This is a genomic window from Acidithiobacillus thiooxidans ATCC 19377, assembly GCF_009662475.1.
Classification (GTDB): Bacteria; Pseudomonadota; Gammaproteobacteria; order Acidithiobacillales; family Acidithiobacillaceae; genus Acidithiobacillus; species Acidithiobacillus thiooxidans.
Window position 1 is genome coordinate 2,283,454 of record NZ_CP045571.1, and the last position, 20,949, is coordinate 2,304,402.

Here is a 20,949-nt window from a genome sequence, read left to right on the forward strand (position 1 = left end):
AAGACCAACGAGATCAAATTTTGCGTCACAAAAACCACCCCAGCTTGACGAAACGGTTTGCCTTGACTACGGTTAATACCAACTGGACGGTATATAAATTCCCCATGTTGAGAGGTTATTTCATGAAAATGCAAGATTTAAAAGGTAAGGTTGCTGTTGTCACTGGAGCATCCAGTGGAATTGGTGAGGCTAGCGCCAGACTGCTTGCGGCCGAGGGTATGCATGTAGTCTTGGTAGCTCGTCGTCGCGAGCGCTTAGAAAAACTGGCCCAGGAAATTGGCGATACCGCCTTGGTGATGCCTGCTGACTTGCGAAAACCGGAGGAAGTGCTTCATTTGTTTGAAGCTGTTGGAAATCATTTTAAGGGAATTGATTTGCTATTCAATAATGCTGGTCTTGGTTATCACGCTGAGTTTGCTGATAGTAAACCGCATGAATGGGAAGAAATGATTGGCCAATTTGTACGGAGTGCTCCGCTGTACACATGCAGCTATACCCTTACTTAGAGGGAGACCTGGGGCAATGATTTCGACGGTTTCCAGCGTGGGTGGTCGCTACGGTCTTCCTGGTTGGTCTGTTTATAATGCAACCAAATTTGCGGTGGTCGGCTTTCATGACGCCTTACGTAAGGAGCTCGGGCCGGAAGGTATTCGGGTGGCACTCATTGAGCCGGGTGCAGTCTGGACAGAATGGGGTTTTAATGTTTCCGAAGAGAGTATGCACAAAAGACGAGAGTCCCTGGAGGCTCTCCATGCAGATGATGTTGCCCAGGCTCTCGTATACAGTTTTGCTCAACCGGCTCATGTGCTTGTCGAAGAAATTCTGGTTCGTCCTGTCAAGCAAATCGTGCCATAGGGAAGTTCGGCTGTAATTAAAGATCAATCCCATCAACTCGATGTGAATACTCCACCGACTGATATGTATTGACCTGTCAAATTTTCCGATAACGTGCTCCTGATATCATCATGTAGAGCTATGCTCGAAAGTGGTGTACGGGCGCGTTACAACTGGCTTGAATGAGGTGGCGTACTGTTGCTACAAAGGGTTTCCGACTCAAAGAGCAACATAAGGAGTACGCCGTGGAAAAGAATACCGTAATAGCAGGTGGGATGGGAGAGTTGGGTCTGGGCATTGAAGGGATACTTCGACGCGCGGCACGCTCTCTGATTGAGCAGGCCATAGAGGCAGAGGTGGCGGTATTGCTGGAAGAATTTGCGACGGTGCGGATGGTTGATGGGCGTCAGGCGGTCGTGCGTAATGGGCATCTGCCGGAGCGCGAGATCCTGACCGCTCTGGGTCCGGTACCCGTCAAAGTACCCAAGGTGCGGGACCGCTCAGGATCGGGGATCAAATTCAATTCGGTACTGGCGCCTCCGTATGTACGCAAATCACGAACGGTAGCCGCTACAGTACCTTGGCTCTATCTGCATGGGGTGTCTTCCGGCCACATGCAGGAAGCCCTTTCCATTTTGCTGGGTGATGAGGCCAAGGGACTTTCACCTGCGGTGTTGGGACGTCTCAAGGCGGAGTGGGCGCAAGAGTATGCCCATTGGCAACACCGCTCCCTACAGGGAAAGCGCTATGCTTACTGGTGGGTAGACGGTATTTATACGAACCTCCGTGCGGAGGAGGATCCGCGTATCTGCCTGCTGGTGATTATCGGCGTGACGGCAGAGGGCAAGAAAGAGCTGGTCAGTGTCAGTGACGGCCTGCGCGAATCCAAAGCTTCCTGGCTGGAGATCCTGCGTGACCTGCAGGCGCGCGGTCTGGAGACGGCCCCTTTGCTCGCCATTGGGGATGGTGCCATGGGGTTTTGGGCCGCACTGGATGAAGCCTATCCCGAAACTGGTCAGCAACGCTGCTGGGTGCATAAGACCGCCAACATTCTCAACGAACTTCCCAAAGCCCAACAGAGCAAAGCCAAGGCAGCGTTGCAGGAAATCTGGATGGCCGCCAATCGCCAGGCTGCGGAAAAAGCACTGGACGTGTTTGTGCGCAATTACCAGGCAAAGTATCCCAAGGCCGTGGCTAAACTGGAAAAAGATCGGGCTGAATTGCTCGCTTTCTATGATTTTCCGGCCGAACACTGGCGGCATATCCGGACCACCAATGCCATTGAGTCCACCTTCGCTACGGTACGCCACCGGACTACCCGGACGAAGAACTGTGTATCACGCAGCAGCTTTCTGGGATTGGGTTTCAAGATGCTGCAGCAGGCTGAAAAACGCTGGATTGGGATTTATGCTCCAGAGAAAGTCCTGCAGCTTTTTGCAGGGGTGAAATTTATCGATGGCTTACCGGCTAACCTCACCCTGCCGGATGATCAACAGACCGCCGCCTGATCTATGTCAGAAAATGCTCATACACCAGATTTGACTATAGCTCCATCATGTAATGCAGTGTGTTGGTAGCATAACGGACGGCATGCCGACGGTTGATCAGTCTGATTTGCGCGGATTGGTTACCGCATGACAACCGATTCGTCGGGGAGCTGCCTCGCTCTATTCGCTGTTGCCTATACTCAAGAAATGGGTGACGCGACAACCTTGACAGACGCCGGGTCCCTCATACTGACATCTGATGCAGTCCCTTCAGGCTTTTTGTGCCTGACACGAACTTGAATATGCCGCCAAAAGCGGCATATTCATATTCTCCAGTTTTATCCGCAGACTGAACATTTCCACTAGTGCTGCACTCGGGATATTTCACCCGCCTCGTAGTCCTGAAACATGAGGCCCATGACCCCCGATTCTCGGAGCAAATCGAATATCCGCTCAATGACATCCGCACGAGCCTGATCCAACTGTTTCCAGGGGATATAGAGTGCCCCATATTCCTGGGTGGCATCATAAAGTTCCAGCGTGAGCCCTTCCATAATCGGGTGATCCTGCAGACGGGCGAGAATCTTGCCCGACTTTCCCCCGACCACTCGGGTCACGAATTCCTCCAGAACGATATCCTGATATTCCTGTGCCCCTTCGCGAACCGCGAACACCATTCGACCCGGATATCCCAGCGCGTTTTGCTGCCTATTCAGACCCAACACGGCCAGATCTGATTGTTCGGTCCAGTTTTGAATGCGGCGCACAAAGTCATCCGAAGGTAACTCCCAAGCCACGCAATGCCCTGGCATTTGTGCGGAGTAGCTGACAATCCCGATGAAGCAAATATAGGGATGCGTGCCTTCGGCATAGGTTTGTGTACTGAGCAAGGTAGCTGCTTCCCGATAGTCTTGACCCAGTGCCGTATGGAGGCGAAACACTTCTACCGGAGACATATTCAGCAGTTGCCCGCCATCTACCGGGGCGGGATAAAAGGTGACCTTGGCATTTGCGCAGACAAGTCCGTGCGTAAAAAAGGAAGCCGCAGCCCGTTCTGCCGAAAAACCCTGAATGGATTCTGGATGGCGTACCGGTACGGCAAACAGGGTGCTGACCTGTCCTTCTTCGGTCAGGAACATTTCTGCCCGTTCCCGCGCATAATCCCAGAAATCCTCAGAGGCTTCCGGATCTTTTTCATACAGCAGCAGGGAGATGGTTTGCAGGGTTTCTTCATCCTCTTCGACGAGTAATGCGTCCACAGCTTCCCCCAATTGGGGTTCCACAGAAAATTCATTGTCCAACAGATAGCGCGTTGCCAGTGCGGTGATGGCGAGCGCCTGCGGAGAGGCCACGTTACTGCCGGTAGAGGCTTTCATCGATTCAACCCGCCGCTTTTTTGCAGGCTTGTTGGGCTTCTTCACTCAACGCCTTGAACCAGGCAGGTTTGGGTCCTGCTCCTTTCCAGACCAGATTGGGATCCGTTGGATGCTGATACCAAAAGGCTGGGGACTTGCGCACGCGACGCGTTTTCTGCGGTTCAGAAGGAACCAGTTTCAGGAGGTCCTTGGCGGTCAATCCCAAGTCCTCAACGATCCGGCGTATTTCTGCCAATCCTTCGTCCTTGGCTTGTTTGAGAAGCTCCTCCACCCGTTTATCAGCGGCTTCTTTGGCTTTTTTAGCCGCTTCCAATTCTTGCAAGATGCTCATGGTTTCATTCTCTCTGGGTGGGCGTTAATGGGCCTGCTTCCGTTCCCATCGGGGATGCAGCAGTTCGGTGACTATTTCAACCTCATTGAGGGCCGTGGTCACGACAAGAGTGGCGACGCAGTTTTTCTTCATGTCGTTTTCTCTATTCATCGAAGTAGGTTACCCCCTCGGTAATAAACATCTTCTTGGCTGTTTTGCCGATCATCCGCGTCGTCACAGAGTCGAAAGCCCCACTAATTGCTCCACCAAGGAAGGGCACAAGTTTCCCCATATTGATGAGGCCTGTACTTCCCGCTTTTGTGACCAGCCGAAACCCTACCGCTTGGTTGATTTTTATCAAAATCGTTCCAGGGATTTTTTTAATGGCGGATTCGGCGACTTTCACGCCGAACTTTATGCCAAAATCTTTGGCGATGTCGGCGATCGAATTACCGGTCAAAGCCATATATACAAATGTTTTCACCTGATCCTGTTGCAGGTTATAGCCGCCCATATGCGCAATGGCCGCTGACATTCGTATTTGTATGAACACTACAGCGGCAATATTTGCCGGTATGGCCACGGGCAGCGTAATCAATCCACCCATCCCCGATAAAAAACCGGCAGTGCCCGCTTTGGCTATCTGCCAACTGATGAGGCTCTCAGCCGCTTTCTCGGGATCTCCGTCATTTTTCTGAAGATAATCTTCTGCAAGTTCTATGGCTGTTTCCAAACCCAATCCGCCAGTTGTGGCTTTTTCATAGGCGTAATCCAGCACTTTCATCATGTTGGATTTTTCGTCTTGATTATCGGTACGTGTCACCATGTTGAACATTGCATGCTCTCTATTCATAAAAAAAGAACCCATCTGAATGACTACCTGGTGAGCCGTGGAAACGGTTTGCCCTATAGATTCAGTGATGTCTGCCCAGAAGCGGCAACCCCAATTCCTGCAAAAAGGCATTATGCCGCTGGGTAGCCTCGGCGATCTGGTCTTCCAGTGTCGCCAGTTGCTGATGGACGGCTTGCAGATCAATTTCCTCTTCCGGTGTTGCTGTGCTGATATACCGGCTGATATTGAGGTTGTAATCATTGTCCGCAATCTCGGTCATAGGGACCCTGCGAGCGTAACGCTCTTCTTCCCGGCGAAATTGGTAGGTGTCGATGATCTTGTCGATATCTTCAGGGCGTAAGCGATTCTGGCGTTTGCCTTTCTCAAAGTGTTCGGCAGCGTTGATGAAGAGCACGTCATCGGGTTTCTTGCACTTTTTCAGGACGAGAATGCAAACCGGAATGCCGGTGGAGAAAAAGAGATTGGCGGGCAGGCCGATAACGGTGTCGATGTTCCCATCCTTGAGGAGTTTGGTGCGGATGCGTTCTTCCGCACCCCCGCGAAACAGCACACCATGGGGCAGAATGATGGCCATGACGCCTTCAGGTTTGAGGTAATGAAAGCCATGTAACAAAAAGGCGAAGTCAGCAGCAGATTTGGGCGCCAGACCGTAGTTCTTGAAACGCATGTCTTCACTCAGCGCACTATTGGGTTCCCAGCGATAGCTGAACGGCGGATTAGCCACTACCGCATCAAACTGCGGAGCCTTGGCGGGATTGGCTTCGCGGAGATAGTCCCAATCATTCGCCAGGGTGTCGCCATGGTAGATTTCAAATTCGGAGTCTTTGACGCCATGAAGCAGCATGTTCATGCGCGCCAGGTTATAGGTAGTGATGTTCTTTTCCTGTCCGTAGATTTTGCCGATGCCATGCGATCCCATGCGATGCCGGACATTCAGCAGTAGCGATCCTGAACCACAGGCAAAATCCAGAACGCTGTCCAGTTGTTTTTTCTTGCCGGTAGCCGGATCCTGACTGTCGAGGGTGACGATACCGGAGAGGATGCTGGAAATCTGTTGCGGGGTGTAAAACTCGCCCGCCTTTTTACCCGATCCTGCGGCAAACTGGCCGATTAGATATTCATAAGCATCGCCCAGGACATCCTGATTGGTGGAGAATTGGGACAATCCCGCAGCGATGGCCTGAATGACCGTGCATAGCTGTTGGTTGCGGGCACTGTAGTCCTTACCCAATTTTTCGGAGTTCAGATTGATCTCCGAAAAGAGGCCGTTAAAGGTACTGGCGAAGGATTCGTTCTCAATGTAATCGAAACCCTTTTGCAGCTTATGGAGCAATTCTGCGTTTTGGGTGCGGGCCAGTTCCGAGATGCTGCCCCAGAGGTATTCAGGACGAATCACATAGTGGATTTTGCGGCGCATCTGCGTTTCAAAAGCGTCGATATCCTCGGGATTGTGGGCATACCAGAGGGCCAGTGGGGTACGGCGGTCACCGGCTTCCAGACGCGGATAATCGGGACCCAGTTCCTTGGCTGCGGCCATTTCGTAGTTATCGGACAGATAACGCAGAAACAGAAAGGAGAGCATGTAATCGCGGAAGTCATCGGCATTCATGGCACCGCGTAGCTGATCGGCAATGCCCCAGAGGGTGTTGCCCAGTTGTTTTTGGTCGATTTCAGTCATGATGGCAGGGGATCCCTTGGGAAAAAGTGTTTCGCTCAGACATCGGCGGTTCCGGATGATTTCTGGGCCTCGGCATCGGCTTCGCGCAGTTCCTGGGCGGAAATGCGGACGCATTGCCCATCCCGGACCATCACAATGCCGGTATTAGTTTGTATGGCGATCTGTCTGGCCAGTTGAGCGGCTCGACGCATGGCCGCCATGGAAGCGCGCAAATCCGGATTACGGGCCTGGGCGATGTCTTTGCCGGTATTCATGGATTTTCTCCCCATTCCAACAGTAAAGGTTCTGGACCGCTATTATCATACTTCGCCCAGCTATTGACGCGATATCGATAGTATTGCTCGAAGTGCTGTAATCCCGCATCAAAGCGGCGGCGAATGACCTGCTCAGGGATATCGTGACCGCCCTGACGCACCCGTTCGGCCACTCGGGCAATGGCAGTTTCGGCATTGGGTAAGGCCAGAAAAAACAGTTCCACGTCATATCCCTGTGATCGCCATTGTTGAATATGGCGTAAATAGGTGAGACCAGAAAGAGTGGTTTCAAAGGCCAGGCTTTCTCGACGACGGACACAGGCGGCAATTTCTTCGAGCATCAATCGTCCTGCCCGCATGTTGGCTACTTCAGGGGCAAAGGGGGATAGACCGGCTGCGATCAGATCCGCATTGATGAAACGTGGGCACTGGGCTTCATCGGGCAGAAAGGATCGGGCAAAGGTGGTTTTACCGGCGCCATTGGGTCCTGCGATGATGATAATTTTGGGGCTGGGCATGCCTATTCCTCAGAGACCTGCGGGAATAACTGCTGCATTAAGCCTTTTTTGTGGGTCTTGAGCGCTTCGAGCTTTTGGGTTTGGGCGGTGATGAGGTCATCGAGGCTGGTTAGGCATGAGGCGATGCGTTTCTGCTCATCAAGTTCTGGGAGATACACGGGTAGTGCCTCTAAGACACCAGCATTTACATTCTTTTGTGCCCCTCCCGCTTCTGCGCCCAAAACAAATCGTTTTCCTATTTCAGAATTTATAAATGCACAAAGGTATTTTGCGTCCAAAAGACTCTTCTTTGGCCGAGTTATTAGAGACGTAAAACACTGCGCGTTGTGGTAACGCTCGGTAACAACCGCAGACAAACCGGGGTAGCCAGTTCTAACCGTGATGACATCTCCCGATCTCAATCGTTTGTTCTTGTGAGCCGCTTCGTAAGCGGGATCGATGAATAGAAGGCTGGAATCATCGATTTTTCCCTCTTTGATGTTTTGATTCCTCAGCATAGGCACGCCAGTTTCACGATATGCATGAGTGGCAGCGCTTGCTATTCCGACCATAATCTTGTCGGCCAAGGCAGCGAGTGGCAAAGTTTGCCACTCCCCAGCATTTTGAAATTCAGGAAAACGAAGACGGGGTTGTGTTTCTCCTTCGCGGGGGAAAAGCTGCTGCATCAGCCCTTTTTTATGGGCCTTGAGACTATCAAGCTTTTGCGCCTCCAGCGTGATCAGGTCGTCGAGGGAGGAAAGGCATTCGGCGATTTTTTGTTGTTCTGCAGGACTTGGGAGCGCAACTTGCAGCTTCATAAAGTCATTCTTGCTCATCACCCGATTTCTTCCCGCTCCGCCGGGAGAAATCACGCCCAAGTTGTAAACAAATTGTTTATCGAGGATAAAGTATCTGAAGAATCCAGGGGTCGTTCTGCCTTTCTCAAATGTGTAGGTGGGAAATCGGTGTGACACCAGTGCTCCCTCGTCACGCTCTTTAGCAATCGCCACCGCTCCTTCCCAAGCAAACGTGATGTTCACGATCAGGTCGTTGGCCTTCACCTCGTATAGTTGATCCATTGAGTTCTTCGCAGGGTCTTCGAGCAGCTTCAAGAAAGTGCCCTTCCCATGACTTCTCAGGCCAAGGCCCAGATATGTCTCAGCTGGTTTTGGCCTTTCTCGCACTACTGGCGAAAGGACTTCATCAAAGCGGTTTACTTTCCAAGGCTCCGCCCCCCGAAACTCCGGAAACCGCAGCCTGGGCACCCGTCCATTATTTGTTATTCCACTCATCCGTTGTACTTTCCTAGTTCATCCTGCCGTAGCGGGTATTCCACGCTTAATTCATCAATCTGCAAACGCTTTGTTTCCAATCGCGTGATAGCCGCGTTCTTGGACTGTTTACTGTTCATAAGCCTCCAGCCCCGAAATCTCCCGCCCCTGAGCCTGTTTATGCAGCAATGGAATCAAATCCTGCATGAGCGCGGTTTCCTTCTGGGTGCGGGCTTTCCAACCTAACTGTAGAGGCGCCAGTAATTCACTGAGCTGTTCTCCATCAAAAATCATCCGGTTCAGGGTCTGGGCCATGAAGTCCTGAAGGGTTTGGGTATCCAGTCCATGCGCCTGGGCGACTTCTTGTATCCGCTGCTGTTGATTCTGACTCTTGAACTGTTCAAATCCTTCGCGAATAGCCGATTCATCCAATCCCTTACCCGCTTTCAGGGTATCGATATAAGCGGTAATCTCTTCCCGATCATCCAGGAACTGAGCATCGGACTGAATCAATCCCACCAGTGCTTCCCGATTCATGGTTTGTTTGCCCGGTGTAGGGTTCGTGTAACGACTGATCAGAGTCATGATGTAGTCGTAATCAATCACGGCGGAAGCAAAAAGGACAAACTCAAAATCCAGCTGCTCGACTTCCGGACTGGTCTGTTCGCGGTTTTGTGCTCTTTGCTCGCGTAACCGCTGTGCCGTATCCAGATACACCCCCCGAAAGCCTTGTAAGGTTTCTGGCGGAACCATCTGTTCAATGCATTCCCGTTCTTCAGGAGTTAAATCCGTGTATTGATCCAATTGGGTTTTGCAACGCTGCACTTCTTTGAAGCACTGTATGAACTGACAGCGCGCTGCATCGCCCTGCAGCTGCGGTACGGCTTCCGGGGCAGCCGGTAATCCCTGCGACTGCAGAAAGGTCTCTAATTGCCCCAGAGCACCTTGCAGGCGGTCGATGACCACCGGCGCTTTATCCACCAACCAGATTTTCTTGGCCTGTTCCCCGGATTGTCCGGAGAACAGGCTGATGGCGGTGTCTACGGCCGCTTGTTGCTGGCGAAAGTCGAGAATGTTGCCATAAGGCTTGGTGTCATTGAGTACCCGATTGGTGCGGGAGAACGCCTGAATCAGTCCGTGGTACTTGAGATTCTTGTCTACATAGAGGGTATTGAGATAGGCGGAATCAAAACCGGTGAGGAGCATATCCACGACGATGGTGATATCGATTTTCTGGGCATGGGGTAGATCGGTGTTGGGGTATTGCTGATCCTTGATGCGCTTTTGGACATCCTGATAGTAGAGATCGAATTCCCCGATACGGTGACTCGTACCATAGCGGTGATTGTACGTGGCCATAATGGCCTGTAGGGCGGCTTTCTTGCGATCCGGATCCTGAGCATTGTCGGCTTTCTCCTGGGGCAGGTCTTCCTGGATCTGCAGGACATCCTGATTCCCTTCCGGAGGAGGAGAAAAAACGCAGGCAATGTTCAGGGGATGATAGTCGGGGTTTTCGGCCTGTTTCTCGGCCTGCATGGTCTCGAACAAACTGTGGTATTCAATGGCATCGACAATGGATGCCGTGGCCAGCAGGGCATTGAACTTGCGTCCAGCGGTCGCGGCATCATGTTTGGAGAGAATCGCTTCGACGATGGCGCGTTTGGCCAAGGCTTCTCCCGGTTTCGGTGCCTGTTTCCCATCGGGCTTGTAGTAGTCGATATGAAAGCGCAGGACATTGAGGTCATCAATGGCGTGGGTGATGGTGTAGGCGTGGAGCTGCTGCTGGAAGATGTCGGCGGTGGTGCGATAGGAGGCTTGTTCTCCCTCGATCTGCTGGTAATTGGCATTCTGCTCAAAGATCGGGGTGCCCGTAAAACCAAAGAGCTGAGCATTGGGGAAGAATGCCTTGATGGCCTGGTGGTTCTCGCCAAACTGGGAGCGGTGACATTCATCGAAAATGAAGACCATGTGCTTATGCCGTAAGGGTTCCAGTTTTTCCTTGTAATGGTTGCGATGATTCCCATCCAGAGCCAAACCGAGTTTCTGGATGGTGGTGACGATGACCTTATCGGCATAGTCGTCGGAAAGCAGACGGCTCACCAAGGTACCGGTGTGGGTATTGGCTTCTACACAGTTTTCCTGAAAGCGATTGAATTCATCGCGGGTCTGGCGGTCGAGGTCTTTGCGGTCCACCACAAACAGGCATTTGTCGATATCGGGGTTGTCTTTGAGGAGGGTCGAGGCTTTGAAGGAGGTCAGGGTCTTGCCACTGCCGGTGGTATGCCAGATATAGCCATTGCCGCGATGCTGATGAATGCAGTCCACGATCGCTTTGACCGCGTAGATTTGATACGGCCGCATCATCAGGAGCTTTTGTTCGCTCGCGACCAGTACCATGTAGCGGCTGATCATCTCCCCCAGCGTGCATTTCGCCAGAAAGGCGTCGGCAAAATCATCCAGATGGGTGATCTTGCTGTTGTCTTCCCGTGCGAACTGGTAGAGGGGTAAAAAGCGTTCCTCGGCATTGAAGGCAAAATGACGGCTGTTGTTATTGGCGAAGTACCAGGTATCGCTGCGGTTACTGACGATGAACAGTTGCAGAAAACAGAGCAGCGTCTTGGCATAACCGTTACCGGGATCATGCTTATACTCGACGATTTGCTGAATGGCACGACGGGGACTGATCTGCAGGGTTTTGAGCTCGATCTGGACGACGGGTACGCCATTGATGAGCAACATCACGTCATAGCGATGATGGCTGTAATCGGTATTGATGCGCAGCTGATGGATCACTTCAAAGGTGTTTTTGCACCAGTCCTTGATGTTGACCAGGGTATAGTGCAGCGCCGTACCGTCATCACGCTCGAAATGATTGCGTTCCCGGAGGATGCGAGACGCCGCATACACATCGGGAGTCACAATCGTCTCCAGCAATCGGGAAAATTCACTGTCACTGAGGGAAACGTGATTCAGGGATTCAAAATGATGGCGGAAGTTAGCTTCCAGTGCGGCCCGATCATGAATATCCGGACGATAGCTGTACTTCAGATCGCCCAGTTTCTGGATGAGGGCTTCTTCGATTTCTTGTTCGGTCATGTTGCGGGATGCGGCTTCCTGAAAACACTCCCGCCCATGGTGCGAGGTTCAGGGGCTTTCGTCAATTTTTGTAGGGATGTAGAAACCAGAAATGGTTCAGAAGGAGGGTTTGTGCCGGGAGGGACCATCCTCATCAAAGGTGCCGCCGTTACCTGAAGCCATGGCCCAGATTAAAGCGGCAATCCAGCCCAGTACCGTCCATCCCAGAAAGATGTCCAGGAGCGTGATGGCACTTAGGTAAGGACTTCCCATGGTCCAGGCCAGAAAAATTGGAAGCGCATAGACCAGTGCAGCGATGACAAAGGCCGCTATCAGCAAAAACAGAAAACCGGCGCGACTATCCATCATCCAGTGCATCATGAGCGGCATCCTTTTTTTCTATGGGCAGGACAACACGATCAAGCCTGCAAAAGCAGCAGAAGTCTTTCCTTACTGGTGATCTTACAAATCTGAGACGCAGGCGTAAATAAGCTTTTACTGTTATCTCGATTCAGGCCGCATGCCCCTTGAGAGCACGAATGGCCGCATGAGGATCGACAGCCACAATCTGTAAAAGCGCCCTGGCTGGTCCAGCAGGCCGCACCCGTTTTTGTTCCCAATTCTGCAGTGTCTTGAGCTTTACCCCGATCATCAGAGCGAACTGCGACTGAGAAAGTCCTGTGGTTTCACGGATGGCTTTCACATTGGGATCCGGAATTTGGATAGTCCGTCCATCCGCTTCATCACCGCGCATTTGGCGACCCATCCAGCGCACACTCTCCATGAGTTCCACAAATCCTTGATCATTCATGATCCAACTCCTGCTCAACGAGCTTTCCTAACTGACGAATTTGATCCTGCATCAAATCGATCTGAGTGTTTTTCTGGTAGGCAGCGCTGTATTCTAATAGAGGATGACAGGACGGCCTTATCGGTGTGTATCTTTCAGATAGATGATGCGCTTTTCAATTTTCAGTCGAAGGTTATCGGCAAGGCCAGGTGCTTCCATCCATTTTTGCAGCACACCCATAGCCTCCGGATCGTCGCGTCGCATCTCTTGCAGCAATGAGCTCAGGCGATAGCATTCATTCACGGATTCCAGCAACTCCAGTTTGTCGTACTCCTTAACCATGCCCGCCTTAAGAACACGAAAATACCATCCCGTTATGGAGGTTTCGGCGATATAGGCTGCCACACCTTGGCAATCCAGTTTCTCGTCAATTTTCCAGCAGGGACTGCGAGGTTGCGATATTTGCAAGAGCCCTTCACCTAATCGCCAGATATCGCCGATATGCACATCATGTTCATCCAGATCAGGGCATGAAATATTTTCGCCAATAGCACCTGGAAACAATTTTTCATGCAGTGTCGGAAAGCGCTCTGCCAATGCTTCATAATGTTTAACGGGATATAACTGAACAGCTTTATCTGGGCCACCATGAACCCGTAGGTCTGCCTGATGATCCCCTTCAAAACCGTTTATTTCCAATTTCACCGGCATTTTCGTCGGGATTTTGTATATACCGCTGGGTCGAGCTGATTGGGGTAACAACTGGATAGTACCCACAAAAATCTGCACGGCTACGGATTTTTTGATGGATGTCATTGGATCAGTATCTGTAATGAAAAAATGGCTGATACGCGTTCAATTTGTATCCTGAGCATTGTATATTCTGGTAATTCAGTTTCTGGTGCCGGATCACCCTGACAGGCGCAACCGGGTATGGTGCTGGCATAACTGACGCCCAAATCCATGCAGAGTAACTGGTTATTTTCGCGGCGATTCAGCTCCATGAGCGTGACATTATCCAGTAGTGCATAGCTGCCATGCTCTAAAGCACTTTGTAAGGGCGCAAACAGAACGTCCTGTGCCAGTAAATCGGCGCGCAACAGGTGCAGAAATTCAGGCTGCCCCCAAGCACAGAGTGTAAAACTGGAAAGCATCGAGTTCAAAACCGATGCCAATTATCAACTGATTGATTACCCATGGTCATCCTCACTATTCTTCATTGAACGCCGTTGATCAATCACAAAGCGGTCTTCCGCGCTGAGTTGTGTCAGTGGATTGATCAGATAAAAAATTAAGCCGTTCCGCTATCACCGGAAAGCTGTTTTCGGTCAGAACCGGTACGATTATGTTCATGAGTGTTGGACGATGGGCGCAGCTACTGCGTACTAAGCACTATTGTACTGTAGTATTTGTTCGGCTCAATCATCCCTCACATGTGCTGATTCTTAGCTTCGGTCAATCTTTCTCAATGCTCTTGGAGAACAGCGATACGTCAGGCAGAGCCTCGAAATGGGCATCACAGGTGAGCAAAGTGGCCTCTTTACGTCTCGCTGTTGCGTAAACGATGGCATCGGCCGTGGCGAGTTTATATTCACGGTGCAGATCGGCCGCCAGTAGCGCAATGACCGTATCCATCGGCACAACAATACATTTCTGCGTATAGGCAATTACCTGGTCGGCCTGCTCCTCACCAACCTCACGCACTAACCACTTCGAAAGCTCCAGTTGTACGATGGTGGGGACGATACAATGTGATTTTTCTGGAAACTGTTTTCCCAGACGCCTACCGGTGGGGGTGTCAGCAAGCCATTCAATCCATGCTGAGGTATCGACCACGCAAGGCATTAAATCCATCAGAATCGATCCTGGCGATCACGAAAATCGTCAATGTGAGCTCGAGCTCCTTTGGCAATGCCGACTAACTGCTCCTTTTCGGGCACGGGTAACACCAAGACACCCTTACCTTTGGGGATGAAGACAAACTCTTGTCCGGCTTTCCAGTGCTGTTCATCCCGCAGAGCCTTGGGAATGGAAATCTGGAACTTGCTCGATAAAGTAGCTGTGACCTTCATGATTCGTACTCCTTAATGATCGATGCATTTCTAGTAAGACTAGCTGATATCAACTCGCAATGCCACACAAAGCCATAGATCAGGTAAGATCATATTATAATCCTGCCTGATCGGGCTGCTCTTTTAGCAATTTAAAAAATATCAGTTTCTTACCATTCCTCAATTACTCCTTCTTGATCGTTACCCCAGAGTTTAGCTGACCTTTGCACAGCGCTTTTCTGCGCTAATGTATCCGCATTCTTAGCAGCCTGTTCCCGTTTGTAATCCCAGACTTCTTTCTGATAAATTATATTACGACTCTTACACGTAATACAAAACTTCCAATCATCATCTCTATAAGGTTGATCTTTCTTGTAGTACAGCGGCATCCGTGTACCACAATCACGACAATAATAAACTTTAAGTGGTTTACTCATGATAGTATCCTCAATTAACATTACGAAGTGAGTCAAATACTCATAATATTAATAAGAGGCTGTAAAAAATTATTGAAGCAAGATAGCGATGATGGTTTTTAAAGTGCTTAACTGTTGAATGAGTGCGTTAGTATTGTCATATCATCCAATCGCATAGTTTTGTCCAGCGTCTTTTACTGGAACCGTTCCGTGTCGCCATGGCTACCGCTTTCTTCTGGCCAATGAGTATCACCAGCGTCTTGCCCCGAGTTACCGCTGTGTATAGTAAGTTACGCTGCAGCATGGGATAGTGTTGCGTACTCAGAGGAATCACCACTGCGGGATATTCCGAGCCCTGACTCTTGTGGACTGTGATGGCATAGGCCGGTTGCAACAGATCCAACTCCCCGAAACCATAGCTGACCATACGATCCTCAAAGTCCACAGTCAGGGTGTTTTCTTCGGTATCTACCGCCTGCACAAATCCGATGTCGCCGTTGAAGACGTCTTTTTCGTAGTCATTCTGAATCTGCATGACCTTATCACCGGGCGCGAATCTCCGACCGAACTTTTCGACTAGCGGTGTGCTTTCACCATTCAACGCCGTCTGCAGAGCGTCGTTGAGTGCCCGAGCACCTAACGCACTACGATTCATGGGGCAGAGCACCTGAATGTCGCGCAAGGGGTTCAGGTGAAAACGTCGGGGGATATGGGTCGTCACCACTTTCACCAGCTTGTCAGCCGCTTCAGCGGGATCCTCTACGTCAATAAAATAGAAATCACTGAGCTTTTCGGGTGGACGGAGATCAGGGAGGTGCCCGGCATGGATCTGGTGGGCCGCCCGAATAATCCGGCTTTGTGCGGCCTGGCGAAAAACTTCCGTCAGATGCACTTCGGGGAGTGTTTGCGCGGCAATCAGATCCGCCAGTACCTGCCCAGGTCCAACAGAAGGGAGCTGATCGGGATCCCCTACCATCAACAGCCCTGCAGTCGGCGGCAAGGCTTTGAGCAGCGCATGCATCAACGGGACATCAATCATGGAGCATTCGTCGAGAACCAGCAGATCACATTCCAAGGGATAGTCTTCCCGGCGCTTGAAACCACCGCCCAGCGGATTAATTTCCAAAAGCCGATGGATGGTCTTGGCTTCTTTGCCCGTTGTTTCACTCATCCGTTTAGCGGCTCGTCCGGTCGGGGCCGCCAAGACAATGCGCAACTTTTTGGCATCCAGGATATGGAGAATGGCATTCACGAGGGTGGTTTTACCAACGCCTGGACCGCCGGTAATCAGAGCCACTTTTTCCTGCAACACCATACGGATGGCCGCTTTTTGGCTATCGGCCAGGACAATGTCCAACCTTTTTTGCACCCAATCCATCGCCGCATCAGCGGCAATGCCCGACCACGGCGCCTGGCCCGCACAGAGTTTTTTCAGGATTTGGGCGATGCCTTGTTCGTTGCGGTATAAGGGGGCCAGAAAAACCCCAGGGGTGTTCTGCACCTGGTCGGCTATGAGGGTCCCCTCCTGTATTTCGGCTGCTATGGCTGCTTCGATGGCGTCGATTGGTACTTCCAGTAATTGCTCTGCCAGAGGGGTCAATGCCTCGTGGGGTAATCCACAGTGACCGTCATCCCGGGCTTCCATCAGCGCATAGGAAATACCGGCTTGCACCCGTATGGGGGCATTTTGCGCGATACCCATTTTCATGGCGATGGCATCGGCCGTTTTGAAGCCTATCCCATGTATATCCCGGGCCAGCCTGTAGGGGTTTTCTGTCATTATCCGGACAGCATCGATGCCATAGGTTTTAAAAATCCGTACAGCGCGGGCAGTACCTACCCCATGGGTATGCAGGAACAGCATGATCTCCCGGATCACTTTCTGGTCTGCCCAGGCGGCAACCATCCGTTCCCGGCGAATGGGGCCGATTCCGTCCACCTCAGCCAGTCTTTCCGGGGTTTCTTCGATCACCGTGAATACCTGTTCTCCAAATGCTTTCACAAGCTTTTTGGCATAAACCGGACCAATGCCCCGGATCATGCCGGAGCCCAGATACTTTTCGATACCCTCTCTGCTGGTGGGTGCAGACACTTTCAAAAAGGCCGCCTTGAACTGGAGGCCGTGATCGCGATCGGTGACCCAGATACCGGATGCGGTGATCCATTCACCGGCCGTAACCGCCGCTGCGTGGCCCACCAGGGTGACCAAGTCCCGATGACCACGGGCCTTGATGCGCAGGACGCAAAAGCCATTGTTATCGTTATGAAAGGTCACCCGCTCAATCAGGCCGCCCAGGAGTTCTGTGGGCACATCCTGCTGGGGGCGCTCCGATTTAGCCATAGAAGCAAGACTCATGACGCAGCGATTCTCCGCTGACCTTGGTAAAATGGTAGCATGGTCAGCAAAAGCTGTAATTTGGGGAGGATGCATGTGCGGACGCTATGGATTCATTCACAGTCCAGAAGATCTTCAGCAGGCCTGGGGAGCTTTTCGGGAGCATGGCGCATTCCCGCCTTCTTACAACCGTGCACCAGGTCAGAGGCATCCGGTCCTGCGTCAGGCTCCGGATCTGCGTCTCGAACTGGTGCCCATGCGCTGGGGATTCTTGCCGGGCTGGAGTACCCGCACCCAGATACGACCGATCAATGCGCGGGTGGAAACCGTCGCGACGCAACCGCTGTTTCGGGAAGCCTTTCGTCTGCGGCGAGCCGTGATACCGGCAGACTGGTATTTTGAGTGGCCTTTTATTCCTGAAGATCCCTCTGAAAAACAGCCCGTACTCATCCGGGCCAGGGATCAGAGCATTCTGGGGCTGGCCGGTATCTGGGATCGACACAAGGGCACAGAGGGTCAAACCGAGGAGACCTTTGCCATTCTCACCGTTCCTGCCACCCCCACACTGCAGTCGGTGCATCCGCGAATGCCGCTGGTTCTGAATCCTCAGCATTGGGCGCTTTGGTGGCATCCGCACGCCCAGCGCAAACATCTGGAACCCTGTTTACAACCCGCAGCGACGCTTTGGGAAAGCTTTCCCGTGACCCCAAAGGTAAACAGCCCCCGTTTTGATGAACCAGAGGCCATTCTGCCTTGGGATGGAACACCACCGGCATAAGGGCATTCAACCGTTCACCAGGCGAAAAGTGGACTTGCGTCGTGCGGAATTATTGCTATATAAATATATAGTAACCACTCAAGAGGGATTCCTCATGCGCACTATCCACGCAAAATCTTCCCAGAAACCAATGCGGTCACTCGGTTCAAGGCCGTTAAGTTTCAATTGGCTCATGATTCCCGCCTTGCTGCTAGCCGGTTGGCTGGGACATCAGTCTTCGAGATATGCACCCGATCATTGGAACCTGTTGCAGGGTATTGGTGTTATCCATTCTATCGGGGACTGCATGATACAGGATCGAGCAGGACAACCAGCAAAAGGTCAAAAGCCGCACACCCTTCAGGATGACTTGTATGCATAGTGGGATCAGCACATTGCCAAATCGGACATTGCTGGCAACAGCATCTCGTCCTTTGCGAGAGGTATCCTAATTCTCATGGTAACCCTCGATTGGATATAATGAATCACGGAGGATTTCATGAAGAAGAAAGTGGAACATTATTCAGTCGAGTTTCGATCCGAAACCATCAACTTGTTTTTGATTCAGTGTGTTGGCTTACAATGAGGATACCGTCTAGTACACCATCACGTCCAGAATCTCCACCATGGATTGTTAATATTTTTAGTAACTTCAGAACGCTGAGATTTAAGCATTGAGGTCCTATAGACCCGCGTAATAGCTTTTGAGCCGCATTCTGGACAAGCTAAGAAAATATCCTCATCTTCCCCATTAAGCTGAAGGCTTTTCTTCCATGTGCATGAGAGACAACCTAACTCAACATATCTTTGATGGATGGGCTTTTTGATATCAGTTCCTTATCGTTAAATGTAAAAAAATTGTGTCATGAGGCTTTGATGAGCTTTCATGCATCAGGAAAGTAACGCATTGATTGCAAACACCAAGCATGCAGATGAGCGAAACGATCGTTGCCATGGTGTGCTTTCATGCGGGAAAATCATAGCTAAAATTCACGGATCACACCCTTAACAAACACCTCGCTTGTTGGATAACGCCTGAGGAGATATCAGTTCAGGCCAATGATCACTTCCAACATTGTATGCCCGGCCCTATCGATTAACAGTTAACACGGCAATATAAGCATACAATAATGAGTTTCTCTTGAAGACGGAAAACATTAGTCGGCAAGGGCTAGACATTGCTGTTTTCAAGGTTCACTACAGATCGTGGTACCCGGCTTATTGTTACCTCCCTGAAATGGACTAACAGGGTAAAAGAGACAGGAAATCAAATCTGAGGATGCAATTTTACTTAAAAGCGTGAGGATCAACTGTAAGTATTGCAGCACAATCATGATTCTGCCATGATAGTAAAACCTAATGGACGACATGCAAAGCAAGCTGAAATGGACTGAATCATCCATGGACCATTTATCCACCTAAATTCAGCAAAATACCTTACCATGAGAGGGGGCACTTATGATACAAAGGTCAAATGAACAGATGAACGCATTCTCTTTCTGCTGGCACGATTTTCTCAATATATAATACAAATATATACTGTCGCCAAGCTTAGAATTGATCTTTTTACATATTGTACAAGCATGGAATAATAACAACGAAAGATATCAGGGTTTAAATAAAAATATAGGCGAGTAAAAATGTACAATAAAGATGATATAAGCAAACTATCAGACCAGTTTATTCAAGATATTCTAACCAAGTTTATTGGTATTGAATTTATCAAGACACATCCCATTCCCCATGCGATAACAATTAACCGAAAGTTTATATTTTTAAATCAGGCTGCATTATCACTTTTTGATGCTACGGACGCATCGCAACTTATCCGTAAGGATATCACCACTTTTATTCATCCGTTAGATCACGGCAGAATCCTCGGACGACTAGAAATCCTAAGTGAAAACACACCAAGAAATCCTCCCACCGAACAACGATTATACGCATTATCTGGTAAAGTAAAGAGAATCATTTCAACAAGTAGCTTGTATCAAATCGAAAACTGTGATCTAGTCATGGCAACAGGTATAGAAATTACCGAAGCCATAGGCTATGAGATTAGCGAAACCGAAAAAAACTTTCAGAGACTATTTGAAAACATGCATGATGTTTTTTATCGCACGGATAGAAATCAGATAATAACCCTTATCGGACCCACTATTCATGATGTTGCAGGTTATCAACCTGAAGATGTTATAGGGATGCCAGCGGATTATTTTTATCTGAATCCAGAAATGAGAAAGGGTTTAGTTGAAATATTGGAAAAAGAAGGATCAGTTAAAAATTTTCACACACAATTAAAACACAAGAATGGAAGCATTGTAGATGTCGAAATTTCTAGTAAGGCTATATATAGTCCAGAAGGTAAATTTCTAGGCATTGAAGGAGTTTTCAGAGATATCAGCGAGCAAATGACAATTAAACGTCAGCTAGAACATTTAGCACAAACAGATGAGCTCACTGGAACCCTCAATCGAAGATCATTCATCGAAGCGGGCACACAACTGGTAAAACAGCTGAAGCGAAAACATGAAGATAATTATCTTTTAATTTTTGATCTAGATAAATTTAAGCCTATTAATGACACGTACGGTCATCTCAATGGAGACAAGGTGTTAGTAAATGTTGTTGCTGTTATTAAGGAAACACTACGTGAAACGGATATATTCGGGCGCCTTGGTGGTGATGAATTTGCTATCATCGCTCGAAACTGTAGTGCCGAAGAATGCCTCATGATGCTAGACCGCATTTTAGATTCCGTACAGAAAAGTACAATTACGATGAGTGATGAAACGGAAATCAGTATTTCCCTAAGCATTGGCCTCACTCACCTAAAAAACGCAGATACTCCTCTATCTTTAGCTATGGCGCGGGCTGACCAGCAGCTGTACTTAGCTAAAAGTCGTGGAGGAGCATGTTATGTAGTGGAAAATAATAATCAAATTCAATTGATTTCTTGATAATC

General features: G+C 50.1%; 19 protein-coding genes and 1 pseudogene. 4 read left to right on the forward strand and 16 right to left on the reverse strand.

The genetic code is table 11. The annotated features are described in order from the left end of the window. The first annotated feature begins 128 nt into the window (after positions 1-128). Both GCD22_RS12110 and GCD22_RS12115 read left to right on the forward strand, forming a co-directional pair. Positions 129-855, forward strand: a pseudogene (locus GCD22_RS12110) (SDR family oxidoreductase). Positions 856-1,109: 254 nt separating this feature from the next. Continuing rightward, a complete protein-coding gene (locus tag GCD22_RS12115) occupies positions 1,110-2,342 on the forward strand; it encodes an IS256 family transposase (RefSeq protein WP_425321085.1) in 1,233 nt (410 codons plus the stop codon). Between the two features lie 341 nt (positions 2,343-2,683). Here the strand turns inward: GCD22_RS12115 and GCD22_RS12120 are convergent, their stop codons facing one another. The 16 genes from GCD22_RS12120 to recD2 all read right to left on the reverse strand — a co-directional run bounded on the left by GCD22_RS12120 (position 2,684) and on the right by recD2 (position 17,248). Then, the gene (locus GCD22_RS12120; protein WP_153940800.1) at positions 2,684-3,697 is read right to left on the reverse strand and encodes a hypothetical protein; all 1,014 of its coding nucleotides are present in this window, start codon (positions 3,695-3,697) and stop codon (positions 2,684-2,686) included. 4 nt (positions 3,698-3,701) lie between these two features. Continuing rightward, entirely contained in the window at positions 3,702-4,028 is a 327-nt protein-coding gene (locus GCD22_RS12125) for an H-NS histone family protein (RefSeq protein WP_010638032.1), read from the reverse strand. 142 nt (positions 4,029-4,170) lie between these two features. Then, a complete protein-coding gene (locus GCD22_RS12130) occupies positions 4,171-4,860 on the reverse strand; it encodes an EcsC family protein (RefSeq protein WP_342353861.1) in 690 nt (229 codons plus the stop codon). 61 nt (positions 4,861-4,921) lie between these two features. Next, positions 4,922-6,538 carry a type I restriction-modification system subunit M gene (locus GCD22_RS12135; RefSeq protein ID WP_010638028.1) on the reverse strand — a complete coding sequence of 539 codons (1,617 nt, stop codon included), beginning with the start codon at positions 6,536-6,538 and terminating at the stop codon, positions 4,922-4,924. A gap of 35 nt (positions 6,539-6,573) precedes the next feature. Further along, the gene (locus tag GCD22_RS12140) at positions 6,574-6,792 is read right to left on the reverse strand and encodes a hypothetical protein (protein ID WP_010638027.1); all 219 of its coding nucleotides are present in this window, start codon (positions 6,790-6,792) and stop codon (positions 6,574-6,576) included. Further along, a complete protein-coding gene (locus GCD22_RS12145) occupies positions 6,789-7,310 on the reverse strand; it encodes an ATPase (RefSeq protein WP_010638026.1) in 522 nt (173 codons plus the stop codon). Before GCD22_RS12145 ends, GCD22_RS12140 begins: the two co-directional genes overlap by 4 nt. A gap of 2 nt (positions 7,311-7,312) precedes the next feature. After that, entirely contained in the window at positions 7,313-8,581 is a 1,269-nt protein-coding gene (locus GCD22_RS12150) for a restriction endonuclease subunit S (RefSeq protein ID WP_010638024.1), read from the reverse strand. A gap of 108 nt (positions 8,582-8,689) precedes the next feature. Continuing rightward, on the reverse strand, positions 8,690-11,656 hold the full coding sequence (locus tag GCD22_RS12155) for a type I restriction endonuclease subunit R (protein WP_153940802.1): 2,967 nt from the start codon (positions 11,654-11,656) through the stop codon (positions 8,690-8,692). Between the two features lie 96 nt (positions 11,657-11,752). After that, positions 11,753-12,016: a superinfection immunity protein gene (locus GCD22_RS12160; RefSeq protein ID WP_010638019.1), complete on the reverse strand. Its 264-nt coding sequence runs from the start codon at positions 12,014-12,016 to the stop codon at positions 11,753-11,755. A 130-nt stretch (positions 12,017-12,146) separates the two neighbouring features. Next, on the reverse strand, positions 12,147-12,446 hold the full coding sequence (locus tag GCD22_RS12165) for a helix-turn-helix domain-containing protein (RefSeq protein ID WP_010638017.1): 300 nt from the start codon (positions 12,444-12,446) through the stop codon (positions 12,147-12,149). Between the two features lie 117 nt (positions 12,447-12,563). Continuing rightward, positions 12,564-13,241, reverse strand: coding sequence for an MOSC domain-containing protein (locus tag GCD22_RS12170; RefSeq protein ID WP_031570374.1), 678 nt, complete (start codon positions 13,239-13,241; stop codon positions 12,564-12,566). Then, the gene (locus GCD22_RS12175; protein WP_031570372.1) at positions 13,238-13,579 is read right to left on the reverse strand and encodes a hypothetical protein; all 342 of its coding nucleotides are present in this window, start codon (positions 13,577-13,579) and stop codon (positions 13,238-13,240) included. The genes GCD22_RS12170 and GCD22_RS12175 overlap by 4 nt, the downstream gene beginning before the upstream one ends. A 301-nt stretch (positions 13,580-13,880) precedes the next feature. Continuing rightward, positions 13,881-14,279 (reverse strand): type II toxin-antitoxin system VapC family toxin, encoded by a 399-nt coding sequence (locus tag GCD22_RS12180; protein WP_010638012.1) that lies wholly within the window; start codon positions 14,277-14,279, stop codon positions 13,881-13,883. After that, a complete protein-coding gene (locus tag GCD22_RS12185; RefSeq protein WP_010638010.1) occupies positions 14,279-14,497 on the reverse strand; it encodes an AbrB/MazE/SpoVT family DNA-binding domain-containing protein in 219 nt (72 codons plus the stop codon). The genes GCD22_RS12180 and GCD22_RS12185 overlap by 1 nt, the downstream gene beginning before the upstream one ends. Positions 14,498-14,646: 149 nt before the next feature. Further along, a complete protein-coding gene (locus GCD22_RS12190; protein WP_010638008.1) occupies positions 14,647-14,913 on the reverse strand; it encodes a hypothetical protein in 267 nt (88 codons plus the stop codon). A gap of 136 nt (positions 14,914-15,049) precedes the next feature. Further along, the gene (recD2, locus tag GCD22_RS12195) at positions 15,050-17,248 is read right to left on the reverse strand and encodes an SF1B family DNA helicase RecD2 (RefSeq protein ID WP_237747402.1); all 2,199 of its coding nucleotides are present in this window, start codon (positions 17,246-17,248) and stop codon (positions 15,050-15,052) included. A gap of 73 nt (positions 17,249-17,321) precedes the next feature. Here recD2 and GCD22_RS12200 point away from each other — a divergent pair, with 73 nt between their 5' ends. Then, entirely contained in the window at positions 17,322-18,005 is a 684-nt protein-coding gene (locus GCD22_RS12200; RefSeq protein WP_031570360.1) for an SOS response-associated peptidase, read from the forward strand. A gap of 1,619 nt (positions 18,006-19,624) precedes the next feature. After that, the gene (locus tag GCD22_RS12205) at positions 19,625-20,944 is read left to right on the forward strand and encodes a sensor domain-containing diguanylate cyclase (protein WP_081577267.1); all 1,320 of its coding nucleotides are present in this window, start codon (positions 19,625-19,627) and stop codon (positions 20,942-20,944) included. Positions 20,945-20,949: the final 5 nt, after the last annotated feature.

Excerpts from the sequence above, each read along its gene's own strand:
- GCD22_RS12115 (WP_425321085.1), top strand. The coding sequence starts at position 1,110 with ATGGGAGAGTTGGGTCTGGGCATTGAAGGGATACTTCGACGCGCGGCA.
- GCD22_RS12120 (WP_153940800.1), bottom strand. The coding sequence starts at position 3,697 with ATGAAAGCCTCTACCGGCAGTAACGTGGCCTCTCCGCAGGCGCTCGCC.
- GCD22_RS12125 (WP_010638032.1), bottom strand. The coding sequence starts at position 4,028 with ATGAGCATCTTGCAAGAATTGGAAGCGGCTAAAAAAGCCAAAGAAGCC.
- GCD22_RS12130 (WP_342353861.1), bottom strand. The coding sequence starts at position 4,860 with ATGAATAGAGAGCATGCAATGTTCAACATGGTGACACGTACCGATAAT.
- GCD22_RS12135 (WP_010638028.1), bottom strand. The coding sequence starts at position 6,538 with ATGACTGAAATCGACCAAAAACAACTGGGCAACACCCTCTGGGGCATT.
- GCD22_RS12140 (WP_010638027.1), bottom strand. The coding sequence starts at position 6,792 with ATGAATACCGGCAAAGACATCGCCCAGGCCCGTAATCCGGATTTGCGC.
- GCD22_RS12145 (WP_010638026.1), bottom strand. The coding sequence starts at position 7,310 with ATGCCCAGCCCCAAAATTATCATCATCGCAGGACCCAATGGCGCCGGT.
- GCD22_RS12150 (WP_010638024.1), bottom strand. The coding sequence starts at position 8,581 with ATGAGTGGAATAACAAATAATGGACGGGTGCCCAGGCTGCGGTTTCCG.
- GCD22_RS12155 (WP_153940802.1), bottom strand. The coding sequence starts at position 11,656 with ATGACCGAACAAGAAATCGAAGAAGCCCTCATCCAGAAACTGGGCGAT.
- GCD22_RS12160 (WP_010638019.1), bottom strand. The coding sequence starts at position 12,016 with ATGATGCACTGGATGATGGATAGTCGCGCCGGTTTTCTGTTTTTGCTG.
- GCD22_RS12165 (WP_010638017.1), bottom strand. The coding sequence starts at position 12,446 with ATGAATGATCAAGGATTTGTGGAACTCATGGAGAGTGTGCGCTGGATG.
- GCD22_RS12170 (WP_031570374.1), bottom strand. The coding sequence starts at position 13,241 with ATGACATCCATCAAAAAATCCGTAGCCGTGCAGATTTTTGTGGGTACT.
- GCD22_RS12175 (WP_031570372.1), bottom strand. The coding sequence starts at position 13,579 with ATGCTTTCCAGTTTTACACTCTGTGCTTGGGGGCAGCCTGAATTTCTG.
- GCD22_RS12180 (WP_010638012.1), bottom strand. The coding sequence starts at position 14,279 with ATGGATTTAATGCCTTGCGTGGTCGATACCTCAGCATGGATTGAATGG.
- GCD22_RS12185 (WP_010638010.1), bottom strand. The coding sequence starts at position 14,497 with ATGAAGGTCACAGCTACTTTATCGAGCAAGTTCCAGATTTCCATTCCC.
- GCD22_RS12190 (WP_010638008.1), bottom strand. The coding sequence starts at position 14,913 with ATGAGTAAACCACTTAAAGTTTATTATTGTCGTGATTGTGGTACACGG.
- recD2 (WP_237747402.1), bottom strand. The coding sequence starts at position 17,248 with ATGAGTCTTGCTTCTATGGCTAAATCGGAGCGCCCCCAGCAGGATGTG.
- GCD22_RS12200 (WP_031570360.1), top strand. The coding sequence starts at position 17,322 with ATGTGCGGACGCTATGGATTCATTCACAGTCCAGAAGATCTTCAGCAG.
- GCD22_RS12205 (WP_081577267.1), top strand. The coding sequence starts at position 19,625 with ATGTACAATAAAGATGATATAAGCAAACTATCAGACCAGTTTATTCAA.